Annotated in this window: 10 protein-coding genes; 2 read left to right on the plus strand and 8 right to left on the minus strand. The window is 73.3% G+C overall.

Features of this window, described 5'->3' with window-relative positions; genetic code table 11:
• Positions 1 to 39 precede the first annotated feature (39 nt).
• Both E1166_RS24990 and E1166_RS24995 read right to left on the minus strand, forming a co-directional pair.
• The gene (locus tag E1166_RS24990; protein WP_132342388.1) at positions 40 to 1,806 is read right to left on the minus strand and encodes an ABC transporter permease subunit; all 1,767 of its coding nucleotides are present in this window, start codon (positions 1,804 to 1,806) and stop codon (positions 40 to 42) included.
• Between the two features lie 3 nt (positions 1,807 to 1,809).
• Complete coding sequence (locus tag E1166_RS24995) at positions 1,810 to 3,324, minus strand: ABC transporter substrate-binding protein (RefSeq protein ID WP_132342389.1); 1,515 nt, start codon at positions 3,322 to 3,324, stop codon at positions 1,810 to 1,812.
• 210 nt (positions 3,325 to 3,534) lie between these two features.
• Between E1166_RS24995 and E1166_RS25000 the strand changes: the two genes are divergently transcribed.
• Positions 3,535 to 5,025, plus strand: coding sequence for an ABC transporter substrate-binding protein (locus tag E1166_RS25000; protein ID WP_132342390.1), 1,491 nt, complete (start codon positions 3,535 to 3,537; stop codon positions 5,023 to 5,025).
• A complete protein-coding gene (locus E1166_RS25005; protein WP_132342391.1) occupies positions 5,022 to 6,755 on the plus strand; it encodes an ABC transporter permease subunit in 1,734 nt (577 codons plus the stop codon). Before E1166_RS25000 ends, E1166_RS25005 begins: the two co-directional genes overlap by 4 nt.
• Before the next feature lie 120 nt (positions 6,756 to 6,875).
• Here the strand turns inward: E1166_RS25005 and E1166_RS25010 are convergent, their stop codons facing one another.
• The 6 genes from E1166_RS25010 to E1166_RS25035 all read right to left on the minus strand — a co-directional run bounded on the left by E1166_RS25010 (position 6,876) and on the right by E1166_RS25035 (position 12,834).
• Positions 6,876 to 8,624 carry a hypothetical protein gene (locus tag E1166_RS25010; RefSeq protein ID WP_132342392.1) on the minus strand — a complete coding sequence of 583 codons (1,749 nt, stop codon included), beginning with the start codon at positions 8,622 to 8,624 and terminating at the stop codon, positions 6,876 to 6,878.
• The gene (locus E1166_RS25015) at positions 8,621 to 9,199 is read right to left on the minus strand and encodes a hypothetical protein (RefSeq protein WP_132342393.1); all 579 of its coding nucleotides are present in this window, start codon (positions 9,197 to 9,199) and stop codon (positions 8,621 to 8,623) included. Before E1166_RS25015 ends, E1166_RS25010 begins: the two co-directional genes overlap by 4 nt.
• On the minus strand, positions 9,196 to 9,741 hold the full coding sequence (locus E1166_RS25020; RefSeq protein ID WP_165944427.1) for a sigma-70 family RNA polymerase sigma factor: 546 nt from the start codon (positions 9,739 to 9,741) through the stop codon (positions 9,196 to 9,198). The genes E1166_RS25015 and E1166_RS25020 overlap by 4 nt, the downstream gene beginning before the upstream one ends.
• Before the next feature lie 196 nt (positions 9,742 to 9,937).
• On the minus strand, positions 9,938 to 10,972 hold the full coding sequence (locus E1166_RS25025; protein WP_243710502.1) for a LacI family DNA-binding transcriptional regulator: 1,035 nt from the start codon (positions 10,970 to 10,972) through the stop codon (positions 9,938 to 9,940).
• Positions 10,973 to 11,002: 30 nt separating this feature from the next.
• A complete protein-coding gene (locus E1166_RS25030) occupies positions 11,003 to 11,890 on the minus strand; it encodes a carbohydrate ABC transporter permease (RefSeq protein WP_132270996.1) in 888 nt (295 codons plus the stop codon).
• Positions 11,891 to 11,892: 2 nt separating this feature from the next.
• A complete protein-coding gene (locus tag E1166_RS25035; RefSeq protein WP_132342396.1) occupies positions 11,893 to 12,834 on the minus strand; it encodes a sugar ABC transporter permease in 942 nt (313 codons plus the stop codon).
• Positions 12,835 to 12,841: the final 7 nt, after the last annotated feature.

The following is a 12,841-nucleotide window of genomic DNA, read 5'->3' on the forward strand; positions in this document are numbered from 1 at the left end:
CACCGGTGCCGGGCCGCCGCCGCGAACGCCGCGACCTGCCTACCCGGCCTGGGATGCCCGGCGTCCCGAGGCCACCCCGGACACGGCGAGCACGGAGAGCAGCACGAGCGCGCCGGCCGGGCCGAGTACGGTCCAGGGCGCCAGTTCCGCGTACGGCTGGTTCTCCACCAGCAGGCGGCCCCACTCCGGGGTGGGCGGCTGCTCGCCGAGACCGAGGAAACCGAGCGAGGCCAGCACGAGGACCGTGGTGGGCAGCCGCAGCAGGGCGTTGCGCAGCACGGCGGGCAGCACCGCGGGCAGCAGGTGGCGGCGCAGCAGGTGCGCCGGGCCGGCGCCGAGCGCGATCGCCGCGTGCAGGTGTCCGCTCGCCCGTTCCTGCTCCAGCAGTGCCGCGGCCTGGGCGGCGTACGGGGTCCAGGCCACCAGGCACACCGCGCCGGCGGCACCCCACACCGACGGTCCGGTGATCGCGGTGGTGAGCAGGCCGACCAGGACGGCCGGCAGGGTCGACAGCACCTCGGTCAGGCCGGCGCTCACCTTGCCAGCGGTGGCCAGCAGCAGCCCGACGACGATGCTGATCAGCGTGACCGCGACGGCCACGGCGGTCGTACGCACCGCGCCGTGGCCCAGGCGGGCCAGCAGATCACGGCCGAGCGCGTCGGTGCCCAACGGGTGCGCGGCCGACGGCGGCAGCAGCCGGGCCGCGGTGTCCACCTGGAGGGGATCGCGCAGCAGCCCGGCCACGACCAGCGTGAGCAGGGCGAGCCCGCAGCATCCGAGGACCCATCCGGTGGCCCGTGAGCGCGCCAGGGTCGGCGCGTGCAGGGCGGGTAGGGCTCCGTCGCGCAGGGCGGGGCCGAGCAGGGCCCGGCGCAGGGCCTGGATGAGCAGGCCGGCGGCGACGCCGAGCAGGACGAGGACCAGGGTCGCGGTCTGTAGCGGCGGAAGGTCCTGCGCCACGGCGGCGTCCAGGGCGAGCCGGCCGAGCCCCGGGATGTTGAAGATCTTCTCCACCGCGACCGCGCCGCCGACGAGGGCGACGACGGTCGGCAGGAGTTGGGGCAGCACCCCGGACAGGGTGCGCCGTAGCGCGTGCCGGGCGAGGTAGCCGGGCGGGAATCCGCAACCGTGCCAGGTCCGCACCCAGGGCTCGTTGAGGGCGGCGGGCAGCGCCTGGTCGAGCAGACCGCCGATCATCGCCCCGGAGGGCACGCCAAGAGCGAGCGCGGGCAGCACCATCGACTCCGGACCGGTCCAGCCGCTGGACGGGAACCAGCCCAGCCACACCCCGAACAGGGTGGCGAGCAGCGCGGCCAGGAGGAACTTGGGCAGCGCGGCGAGCACGGCCGCCCCGGTGCCCGCGCGCCCCCGCCGCAGCCGCCGCCGGGACTCGAGGAACAGGGTGCGGGCGCTGACCAGCGCGGCCACCACGATGGTCACCACGAGGGCGCCGAGCATCACCGTGACGGACACCCCCAACGCGGTCGCCACCTGGGGCAGGACCGGTTCACCCGAGACCCAGGAGGTGCCCGCGTCGCCGCGCGGCAGCCCGGCCAGCCAGGTCGCGAGATGCCGGACCGGGCCCTGGTCCAGGCCCAGCTGCTCGCGTACGGCGGCCAGTTGGGCGGGGGTGGGATCCTGGTCGGCGGAGCGGGCGCGCAGGACGGCCCGCGCGGGGTCGGTCCCCGACAGCCAGGGCAGCAGGGCGACCGCGGCCAGCAGGGCGGCCCCGGCGACGACCCGGCCGACGCCCGCGCGCCACCGGTCCGCGCGGGCGCCACCGGCAGTCAACGTGGCGCTGCTCATCGACTACTTCAGGTGGGTGTCGACGTCGATCAGCGAACGTTCGCGGGGGTCGAGGAGCACCCCCTCGACGTTCGGGCTGACGCCCTGTACCACCTTCTCGTGGACCAGCGGCACGACGGCGCCGGTGCGCAGGATCTCCGCCTCGGCCCGCATGATGTCCTGCTGCCGCTTCGCGCTGTCGGCTTCCTTCGCGGCCGTGGCGATGGCCTGGTCGACCTTGGCGTCCTTCAGCCCGGCGATGTTGTAGACGCCGGTGCTGGCGAAGTCGCTGGCGAGGTACGCGACGGCGTCGCCGGTGTCCAGGAGCGTCACCCGGGAGAAGACGAGCGCGTCGTACCGGCCGGCGAGCAGGTCGGCCTCCATCTGGCTGTACTCGCGGACGTCCTGCCGGACGGTGAACCCGGCCTTCTCCAGTTGCTGTTGCAGGACGCTGGCGGCCTCGGGCAGCTCGGCCCGGTTGGTGTACGTGGCCAGGCGTACCGTCCGGCCCTTGGTCTTCGAGCGAACCTGGGCGGGGCTGGCGGCCTGCGCGCGGCCGGTCACCTCGACCCGCTTGTCGGCCGCCCAGGCCACGGCGGGCCCGAACAGACCCTGCGCCGGGTCGGCGTACCCGCCGAAGACCGAGTCGACGAGAGCGGAGCCGTTCACCGCCTGGCGGGCGGCACCCCGCAGCGACGGGTCGGCGAAGACACCGCCGCGGGTGTTGAGGATCAGGCTGTCGGTCCGCACCGAGGGCACCTCGTGGCGGGTCGCGGGGTCCAGCAGTTTCGCCTGGGCGGTGGGGATCCATTCGGCGATGTCGACCTCGCCGGAGCGCAACGCGTTGGCCCGGGCGGTACCGTCGGCGATCCAGGTCACGTCGATGCCGGCCGCCTTGGCCCGGTCGCCCCAGTAGCCGTCGAAGCGGTCCAGGGTCACCTCGGTCTTCCCGGTCAGCTTGGTGATCCGGAAGGGACCGGTTCCGGTGCCGACCGGGCTGACCGTTCCGTCCGCCGCGTACGCCTTGGCGGAGAGGATGGCCAGTGCGGGACTGGCGAGTCGCAGCGGGAGCACCGGATCGGGGTTCTTCGTGCTGATCGTGACGGTGTCGGCGTCGTCGGCCCTGGCGGTCAACGTCACGTCGCTGAGCACGCGGGGCTTGGTCTTGGCCGCGGTGGCGTGGTCGAGCGCGTTGACGACGGACTCGGCGGTGAACTCGGTGCCGTCCTGGAAGGTGGCTTTGCGCAGTTCGAAGACCCAGGTGGTGGCGTCCTTCTTGATCCAGGAGCTGGCCAGCGCCGGGGCGGCGGCCCCGTCCTCGCCGAGCGCGGTGAGTCCTTCGGCCACGGAGAGCTTGCTCAGCACGGTGGCGTCGTTGCTGTAGGGGGAGAGGGCCTGCGCCGGAGGGATCGCGAGGGCGACCCGGAGCCGACCGGCGCTGGCCTCCTGGGAGGAGCCACCTTCGCCGGTGGCGAAACAGCCGGCCAGCAGCGGGGTGACGGCGAGCGCCGCGAGGAGGGGGCGGAACGTGGTGCGCATGGTGCGGGAGCTTATAAGGATAGCCTTACCAAAGCCTCTGCGGGTGAGGCAGGTCTCAGCCTGCGGCCGAGGAAGGAGCTCGCCGGGTGCCGCCGGAAGCCTGCCGGCAAGCCGCGGCCCAGAGGACTGTGACCTGCTGCGATGTGAAGAGGCTTACATTCGGCATCCCCTCTTCAAGGAATGAAAACCGGTCTCAATAACCTCCCGGCCATGATTACTGTCTCAGCCGCCCGACGTGCCGGCCTTGTCGCGTCGGTGTTCGTCCTCCTGTCCACCGCCGGGTGTGCCGGCGACGCCGTCGCCGATCGGACCGACGACGGGCGGCTGCGGGTGGTGATGCTGCTGCCGCCTCGGTCCGGGCTGTCGCCGTTCAGCGACGACGCGTTCAAGCTCTCCCGCCTGGGCATCGCCGAGACGTTGGTCAACCTCGACGAGGGCGGTGCGCCCCAGCCGGGACTTGCCACCGCGTGGTCCCAGGTCGACGGCACCACCTGGCGGTTCACGCTGCGGGAGGCGGTGCGGTTCCACGACGGTACGACGCTGGACGCCGCCCGGGTCGTCGACGTACTGCGGCGGGCGGGCGCAGCACGACCCAAGCCGCGAATCCTGGACGGGGTCGAGCTGTCCGCCGAAGCGGAGAACGGAGCGGTCGTCGTCCGGACCGCGGCACCGGACCCACTGCTGCCGCAGCGTCTGTCCAGCCCGCAGCTGTCTATCCTGGCCGCGGCGGCGTACCAGGCAGACGCCGTGAACCCGCTCCGGGCCGGCACCGGCCCGTTCGTGCTGACCCGGCTGGACGGCACGCAGGGCGCCAAGCTGGACCGCTACGCGGAGTACTGGGGAGGCCAGGCCGCCTCGACCGGCATCGACGTCTCGTTCGTACCCGACGGCACCGCCCGGACCGCCGCCCTGCGCACCGGCACCGCCGACATCGTCGAAGCCGTACCGGCGTCCCAGCTGGCGGTGCTGGACAAGCAGCTGTACCGGACCGTGTCGATGCCCCGCACCAACACCATCTACCTCAACAGCCGCAAGGGACCCTTCGCCGACCCCGCCGTCCGGGCCGCGGCCCGCGCCGCCGTCCAGCGCGACCCGCTGGTCTCCGGCGTGTACGAAGGCAACGCCGACGCCGCCCGCGGCCTGCTCGGACCGGCGCTGCCGTGGGCCGCCCAGCGGCCGGCACGCACCGAACGGCCGGCCGGACCCGCGGCCGGCAAGAAGATCGTGCTGGCCACGTTCAGCGACCGGCCGGAACTGCCCGAGGTCGCCGCGACGGTCGCCCAGCAGCTCGAAGCAGTCGGCTTCGTGGTCGAGCAGGTGGTGCGCGAGTACGCCCACATCGAAGCCGACGCGCTGGCCGGGCAGTTCGACGCGTTCATCCTGTCCCGCGCCACCACGCTCGACTCCGGTGATCCGGTCGCGTACCTCGCCAGCGACTTCACCTGCGAAGGCGGGTTCAACATCGCGCAGCTCTGCGACCCGGCCGTGGACCAGGCGATCAGGGCGGCTTCCGTGGAAGGCGACCTGAGCAAGCGGCGGGCCCTGATCCTGGCCGCCGAGAAGGCGGTGCTGGAGACCGACGCCGCGGTGCCGATGCTGCACGAGCGGGTGGCGCAGGGCAACGCCCCGGGAGTGGTCGACGCCCTGTTCGACCCGCGGGAGCGGTTGCTGGTCGGCCTGACCACCCGCCGTACCGAATGACCCGCGCCAACGGCCTGCTCCTGGCGGTGTGCTCGCGGGTGGTCGCGCTGGCCGCCCTCCTCGCCCTGGTCGGTGCGCTGCCGTGGCTGTCCGGGCGTGACCCGGCCCGCAGCATCCTGCGCGCCCAGTACGGCGAGAGCGTCCCCGACCCGGTCGCGCTGGCCTCGATCCGGGAGAAGTTGCGGCTCGACGACGGGCCACTGGTGCTGTTCGGCCGGTGGCTGGCCGGCGTGCTCCGCGGCGACCTCGGCACCTCGTGGGTGACCGGTGCGCCGGTGGCGCCCGGCGTCTGGTCCGCGCTCGGCGTGTCGCTGGCCCTGATGGGCGCGGCCCTGGCCGTTGCGCTGGTCGTCGCCGCACTGCTGGTGCTGCGCGGGCTGTGGCGCGGCGGCACCACCCGGCGCGGTGGTGCGCTGGGTGCGGCGCTCACGTCGACACCGGAGTTCCTCCTCGGGACCGCGTTGCTGCTGATCGTGGCGGTGTGGCTGGGGTGGGCGGAGCCGTACGGCTGGTCCGGTCCGCAGCACGTGGCGCTGCCGGCCCTCGCGCTCGGGATCCCGGCCGGTGGGCTGCTCGGCCGATTGGCCGACGACGCGATCCCGGGCGCGTTCCGGGAGTCGTGGGTGCGTACCTGGACCACCAGTGGTCTGCCCCGGCGCACCATCGCGTGCGGGGTGCTGCGCCGTAGCCTGCCGGCGCTGTTCCCGCAGCTCACCATCGTCGTGGTGGGGTTGACCGGCGGCGCTGTCGCGATCGAGCAGTTGTTCGCCATCCCCGGCCTGGGCCGGCTCGCGCTCGGCGCCGCCGCAGCCCAGGACCTGCCGGTGGTCCAGGGCGCGGTGCTCGCCCTGGCCGTGCTCGCCGTGGTGGCGAGCATCCTCGCCACCACGGCACAGCGGCTGGTCGTGGGGCCGGCGCTGGACGCCGCCGGGCTCCAGCCACCGCCGCCGGAACCCGGGCAGCCGGGCCGCCGGGTCTGGCTGGTCCCCGGCGTCCTCGGCGGGCTGCTGCTGGCAGCGGTGCTGGCCGGGCTGCTGCGTGACCCGACCCAGGTGGACACCGGCCTGCGGCTCGCCTCGCCGTCGTGGGACGCCGCGTTGGGCCGCGACGCGCTCGGCCGTGATCTGCTCGCCCGGCTCGGGCACGGCGCTCTGCGTACCGTGGGTGTCGCCGTCGCGGTCAGCGCGGTCGCGTTCGCGCTGGGGGTGGCGGCCGGCCTGCTGCCACGGCTGACGCAGGGCGCGGCCGAGTTGGCCAACGCGGTGCCGCCGGTGCTGGTCGGGCTGATCACCGCGGCGGCGTTCGGTCCGAGCACCGGGGGAGCGGCGGTGGCGGTGGCGGCGACCGCGTGGGCACCGCTCGCCCTGCACGTGGCCGCCCTCGTCCGGGAGGAACTGGCCAGTGGGTACGTGCAGGCGTGCTGGCTGCTGGGGGCGAGCCGGATCCGGGTGCTCGTCGTCCACGTGCTGCCCGGCGTGCTGCCACCGGTGGTCCGGCACGCGATGCTGCGCCTACCCGGCGTCGCGCTGGCCATCGCCTCGCTCGGTTTCGTCGGCCTCGGCACCCAACCGCCCACGCCGGAGTGGGGCCGCATCCTCGCCGAGGCGATGCCGTACGTGGAGCGTGCTCCGTGGGCGGCGCTCACCGCAGCGGCGGCACTCGTGCTGCTCGGCGCCGTGTCGATCACCGCGTCGACCGCGCTCGGCGCCGCCCGTGCCCACCCCCGCTAGGCGCAGGGGGCGGTCAGGGCGGTGGGGCGCGAGGACCTCCCCGAGCAGGTGTGGCTGCACACCTGCTCGGGGAGGTCCTGATCATCGGGATGCCGAGCATCCGTCGCCGATGCCGCCCGGTCAGTCGACCAGGTACGCGTCGTTCACCTGCTGGGTCACGGTGGACCCGGACGAGTCGGTCGCGGTGAACCGCAGTGACACGCCGCCCTTCACCGGGTTGGCCACCAGCGCGCGCCACCCGTCACGGCTCGGGGTCAGCGCAACGGTCCGCCAGGTGACACCGCCGTCGGTCGAGGCCGACAACGTCGCTGCCGGTACCGGCGGGTCCGTCGTGACGGTGAACCCGAACGGGCGCCCGGCCGGTGCCCGGTTGTAATCGTCGAGCCGCAGGTCGTAGCGGGTGCCGATGAGCGGCAGGCGGCCGGTGCCGGTGCCGGTGCGGAACATCCACGTCGTCTCGCTCCGGGTGCTCAACGCCGACCACGGTACGTCCCGTCGCGCCGAGGCGGTCAGCCGGAAGTCGCGCGTGCCCGGCGGCACCACGCAGCTCAACGGCTCGAACGTCGCGGACACACACGGCGTCATGTCGGCGGCGGTGAGGGCCAGGCTCCCGGTGACCCCGACGTACGGGCCGCCGAAGTCGACGCGGCGGCGTTGTGTGTCGGAGTAGAGCGGCACCCGCGCCGTCACCACGTCGCCGTCCCGCGTCGCCAGCGGCTCGCCTGCGGGTCCGGCGACCGCCGGGGTCAGCGGGGCGGCGTTCCAGATCTCCTCCGACGCCCCGGCGCGGTGGTACGTGCGCGGAGCGCCCGTCTGCACGTCCAGTTCCGCGAACCCGCAGTCGGCGGCCTGGGCGAACTCGGTGTACCAGGCGACCTCCGGGTCGGGCAGGTAGTACTCCGTGCGCCGGGTCGGCAGGGCGAAGCTGGTGCCGAACGACAGCGTGGCAGGCCCGTTGCGGTAGATCGGCCCGATGTAGGTGCCGCCGCACGCCTCGGTGGTCTGCGCCGCGTACCTGGTGCGGACCGCGGCGAGGTCGGCGCGGCGGACCCGGAGGTCGAGCCGGTCCGGAACCCGCCCCGCCGTGCGGTGGACGAGGTTGTACAGACCCGCCGCGCCCTGCCACACCGTGTAGACGTACGAGGTGGTGTCGGCCCGTCCGGCAGTGGGGGTCACGAAGACGGGACGGTCGTCGAAGTTCACGTCGCCGAACTCGTGCCTGACGAACCGGCCGTTGGACGCCTCCTGCAGGACCGTGACGCTGGCGCTCACCGGCACCGCGTCGACGTCGGCGAGCCGTACGGTGACCCGTCTGGCCGGGCGGGCGTCGAGCACGACGTCCACGGGGCCCGCCACGGTGATCTCCGGCCGCAGGGCCATGGTCGACGATTCCGCGCGGTCCGCCGATGCCGGCGTCACGATCGTGGCCCGGACCGCGTACCGGCCGGCCGGCAGTTCGACCACCGTGTCCGGGGCGAACCGTCCGAACGCGACCTGCCGGGCGGTCTGCAGGTCGTAGACGGCGTACCCGGACTGTCCGTCGACGGCCGGCTGGCCGGCGCGGTCGACGGCACGCAGCGCGACGCTCCACACCTGCGGGCTCGGCTCCGGTTCTCCGGCTACCGGCGAAGGCGGACCGGCGACCGCCTGCCGGGTGTTCAGGTCGGCCTCCCACCGGCGGATGCCGGCGAAGGGCCTGGTTCCGGCCGGCACCAGGCGGTCGTGAGCGGAGCCCGCGCCAGGCCCGCCGAGCAGGGCCGATCCGGTCGGCCGGCCGCCCGTCGGGCCCTCGGCAGCGTCTACCACGGTGGTGCTGGACGCCACCAGGAGCGCGGCGGTCAGCAGCCCGAGCCACGATGCCCTGCTCATTCGCCACCGCCCCGAACGGGGCGAGCGGGGATGTTCGAGTCGGCCGGGGCCGGAGTGAGGTCCGCCGGGGCGACGAACATGCCGATTGTCTCGCACGCCTGCGCCGCGGTCGGAATCCCGTCGCCGGGGACCACCACCAACCCGCCGCCGGCGCCGCCCTTCTTGAACACGCAGGAGAACAACGTCTCCGGCGCGGTCCCCGTACGGCTGATCCAGTCCCGGCGGCAGATGCCGGCCGGATCGTCGCCCGCTCGCCAGCGGTGGATCGACAGGTCGGCGTTGCGGGTGCGTTCGGCGGCGCAGGCGATCGAGTTGCCGGGAACCTTCCAGGTCGGGGGCGGTTCCGGAGCGAACGCGAGCACCGCCGCCCCGGCGAGCCCGGTGATCGCGACCAGCCCGACGCCGGCCACCACCGCCGGCCGTACCCAACGGCGGGGCCCGGTGTGGGGCGTCCGGGTGGCCGTGGGCGCGGAACCGGCCAGGACGCGGTGGAGCACCCGCTGCCCGTGAGTGCCTTCGGACCAGCCCGGTTCGCGGTCGGGACGAGCGGCCTTGATCATCTCTTCGACGTTCATCGTGCTCCTTCTCGTACGGGCATCGGACGGGTGTCGGCGCGTCGATCCGCAGGGAGGCGATGGAACGCCGCGCGGAACCGGCTCCGCGCACGGTGCAGCCGCACCGCGTACGTGGGTCGGGACACCCCGAGGGCCTTGGCCGCCTCCGCCGGGCTCAGGTCGAACCAGGAGGCGGTGATCAACAACTCCCGGTCGGCCTCGCTCAGCGAGTCGAGCACCCGGCGTACCCGGTCGGTCAGCACCACCTGTTCCGCCATCCCGTCGACGACGGCGCTGTCGCGTGTCGCGGTCAACCGGCTGGTCAGTGCCGATCGGGCCAGGCTCTGTCGGCGTCGGGCGAGCACGATTCTGCGTGCTGTGCCGAACAACCAGGGGCGCTCCTCACCCGGCCGCAGCGAATCGAGCGACCGCCAGGCCGCCAGGAACACCTCCCCGACCACGTCGCCGGCCTCGCCGTCGCCGACCCGCCACCGGGCGTACGCATGGATGTCGTCCGCGTGCGCGCGGAACAGGTCGGTCATCCGTCCACTGGGACTCTGCATCGCACCTCCACAACTCGGCTCGTCGCCGGTACTTGTCGGTGGAGGCGGCGACATTACCGGTCGACACGGCGACGCCCGCCCTCGCGCCATCTGGACGCACGCGAGCGCGATCCGGCCGTGGGCGCGGCGGGCGGCAGTGCCGGTCCGCGCCGGCCCGCGGCAACGCCGGTTGACTCCGGTTGGTTGTCTGCTCGGGTCAGGCCGGGGAGGAGCCGCGCACCACCAGCGTCGTGGGCACGGTGATGGAGACCGGACTCCGCCCGGCGATGACGTCGGCGAGCAGCCGGACCATCTCCTCGCTGATGCGGTCCAACGGGTGGCGCACCGTGGTCAGCGGCGGATCGAGGGTGGCGGCCAGCCCGGAGTCGTCGAAGCCGACGACCCGGACGTCGCGGGGCACCTGGCGGCCGGCGTCGCGCAGCGCGGGCAGCGTGCCGGCGGCGATGGCGTCGGAGGCGGCGAAGACCGCGTCGAGCTCGGGTGCCTGGCGCAGCAGGGTACGCATCGCCGCCTCGCCGCTCTCCCGGCTCCAGTCGGCGTGCGCGATCCGGGCCGGCTCCACCGGGAGCCCGTTGGCGGTCAGCGCGTCGGTGTAGCCGTGCAGCCGGTCGACTCCGCCGGAGGTGTCCTGGGGACCGGTGATCGTGGCGATCCGTCGGCACCCCGCCGCGATCAGGTGTTCGACCGCGGACCGCGCGCCCGTCCGGTCGTCCGCCGCCACCGAGCTGATCGTCTGCTCGTAGCCGAGGACCCGACCGCAGGCCACGATGGGCACGTCGGCGCGCACCAGTTGGCCGGGCAGCGGGTCGCCGGAGTGCGGGGAGACCAGCAGCACGCCATCGACGTGCCCGCCGGACAGGTACGACACCGCGCGGTCGCGCTCCTGGCCGGTCGCCGCGATCATCAGGATCAGCGTCTGCTCCCGCTCGGAGAGGGCCTGGGCGACGCCCCGCACCAGCACGGCGAAGTTCGGATCCTCGAATAGCAGGTGCTGCGGCTCGGTGAGCAGGAAGGCCACCGAACCGGACCGGCCGGTGGCCAGGGACCGGGCGTGCGGATTGGTGGTGTATCCGGTGCGGGCGATCGCGTCGCGGACCAGCCGGACCGCCTCGGGGCTCACCCAGTCGCGGCCGTTGAGCACGCGGGAGACCGTGGCGTACGAGACCCCCGCCACGCGAGCGACATCGCGGATGGTGGGTCGCTTACGCCCGGGGCCGGGCGGGTTCGGCACGGGGGTGATCATACTCTGTGCCCCGTTTCCTCAGGCCTTGACCGCGCCAGCGGCGAGGTCCACCTGCCAGTACCGTTGCAACGTCAGGAAGAGCAGCACCAGCGGCACGATGGACAGCAGCGCGCCGGTGACCACCGACGTGTACATGGCCGGCTGGGATGCGCCCTGGTTGAGCAGGCCGTTGAGGCCGACGGTGATGGGATAGAGCCGGTCGTCGCCGAGCATGATGTACGGCAGCATGAAGTTGTTCCAGATCGCCACGAACTGGAACAGGAACACGGTGACCAGCCCGGTACGCATCATCGGCAGCGCGACCTGGCCGAAGGTGCGCCAGTCGCCGGCGCCGTCGACGCGGGCGGACTCCAGGATCTCGCCCGGCACGGCCGCCGCCGCGAAGATCCGGCACAGGTAGATCCCGTAAGGGCTGATCATGCTGGGCAGCAGCACCGCCCAGTAGGTGTTGGTCATCCCCACCTTGGCCAGCAGCAGGTACTGCGGAATGGCGAGGATGACACCCGGCACCAGGACACCGGCGAGGATCAGGTTGAAGATCAGGTTCTTGCCGGGGAACGTGTACTTGGCCAGCGCGAACCCGGCCATGGCCGAGATCAGCGTGGAGACGAACGCGCCCACGCCGGCGTAGAGGGCGGTGTTGGCCATCCAGCGCCAGAACAGCCCGTCCCGGTAGGCGCTGAGCTGTACGACGTTGTCCCACAGGTGGGTGCTCGGGGCGAGCGTGAAGGTGGAGAACAGCTCTGCGGCGCTCTTGCTGGAGGCGATCAGCACCCAGAGCACGGGCAGCAGGCAGTACGCCGCGCCGAGCAGCAGCAGCACGGTGGCCGCGACGCTGTGCCGGCGCCGCCGGGGCCGGCGGACCGCCTCGAACGGGGCGGGCACCGGGGCGGTGACGAGACTCATGATCAGTCCTCCTGGTGGAAGGCGCGACGCCCGACGAGCTTGAGGAACCCGAAGGAGAGGGCGAACGTGGCGACGGCGAGGACGACGGAGGTGGCTGCGGCCGAGTAGATGTCGTTGCGGGTGAAGGCGTCGCGGTAGACCTTCATCAGCGGCGTCCAGGTGGTCGAGATGGTGTTGCTCAGCGGCCGCAGGGTCATCGGCTCGGCGAACACCTGCAAGGTGGCGATCAGGGAGAAGACGAACGTCATCACCAGCGAGGGCAGCAGGATCGGGATCTTGATCCGCCAGGCGATGGCGACGTCCGTGGCTCCGTCGATACGCGCGGCCTCCTGGATTTCGGACGGGATGGCCCGCAGTGCGGTGTACAGCACGATCATGTTGAAGCCGGTGCCGCCCCAGACGGCGATGTTGGCCACCGCCCACAGCACCCAGGACGAGGAGAGCAGATCCGGCGCGGGGATCCGCAGCGTCTCCAGCAGGTCGGTGATCGGGCTGACCCGGGGCAGGTAGAGGAAGCCCCAGAGCAGCGAGGCGACCACCGCCGGAACCGCGTACGGCAGGAAGATCGAGATCCGGGCGAAGCCGCCGACCCGGGACCGTCCGGCGTCCAGCAGCAGCGCCATGAGCAGCGCCAACCCCAGCATGGTGGGCACCACGATCATGCCGTACGCGGCGACCCGCCAGATGCTGGGCAGGAACTCCGGGTCCGACAGCGACCGGGCGTAGTTGTCCAGGCCCGCCCACTGCTCTGTCCGGGATCTCGCGCCCAAGCCGAGCCCGGTGACCCGGACCCGGCGCAGGCTCAGGTAGGCGGCGTACCCGATGGGCGCGGCCAGGAAGAGCGTGAACAGGATCAGCGCCGGGGCGAGGAAGGAGTAGGGCACGCCGGCGCGCCGGGATCGGGACGTGGCGCGGGTCGTGGGGGCGACGGACGACGCGCCGATGGTGGAG

It is taken from the genome of Micromonospora sp. KC213 (genome assembly GCF_004348325.1).
Taxonomy (GTDB): Bacteria; Actinomycetota; Actinomycetes; order Mycobacteriales; family Micromonosporaceae; genus Micromonospora.

What these genes read in the sequence shown, in the direction of transcription:
- E1166_RS24990 (WP_132342388.1), bottom strand. Translation starts at nt 1,806, where the DNA reads ATGAGCAGCGCCACGTTGACTGCCGGTGGCGCCCGCGCGGACCGGTGG.
- E1166_RS24995 (WP_132342389.1), bottom strand. Translation starts at nt 3,324, where the DNA reads ATGCGCACCACGTTCCGCCCCCTCCTCGCGGCGCTCGCCGTCACCCCG.
- E1166_RS25000 (WP_132342390.1), top strand. Translation starts at nt 3,535, where the DNA reads ATGATTACTGTCTCAGCCGCCCGACGTGCCGGCCTTGTCGCGTCGGTG.
- E1166_RS25005 (WP_132342391.1), top strand. Translation starts at nt 5,022, where the DNA reads ATGACCCGCGCCAACGGCCTGCTCCTGGCGGTGTGCTCGCGGGTGGTC.
- E1166_RS25010 (WP_132342392.1), bottom strand. Translation starts at nt 8,624, where the DNA reads ATGAGCAGGGCATCGTGGCTCGGGCTGCTGACCGCCGCGCTCCTGGTG.
- E1166_RS25015 (WP_132342393.1), bottom strand. Translation starts at nt 9,199, where the DNA reads ATGAACGTCGAAGAGATGATCAAGGCCGCTCGTCCCGACCGCGAACCG.
- E1166_RS25020 (WP_165944427.1), bottom strand. Translation starts at nt 9,741, where the DNA reads ATGCAGAGTCCCAGTGGACGGATGACCGACCTGTTCCGCGCGCACGCG.
- E1166_RS25030 (WP_132270996.1), bottom strand. Translation starts at nt 11,890, where the DNA reads ATGAGTCTCGTCACCGCCCCGGTGCCCGCCCCGTTCGAGGCGGTCCGC.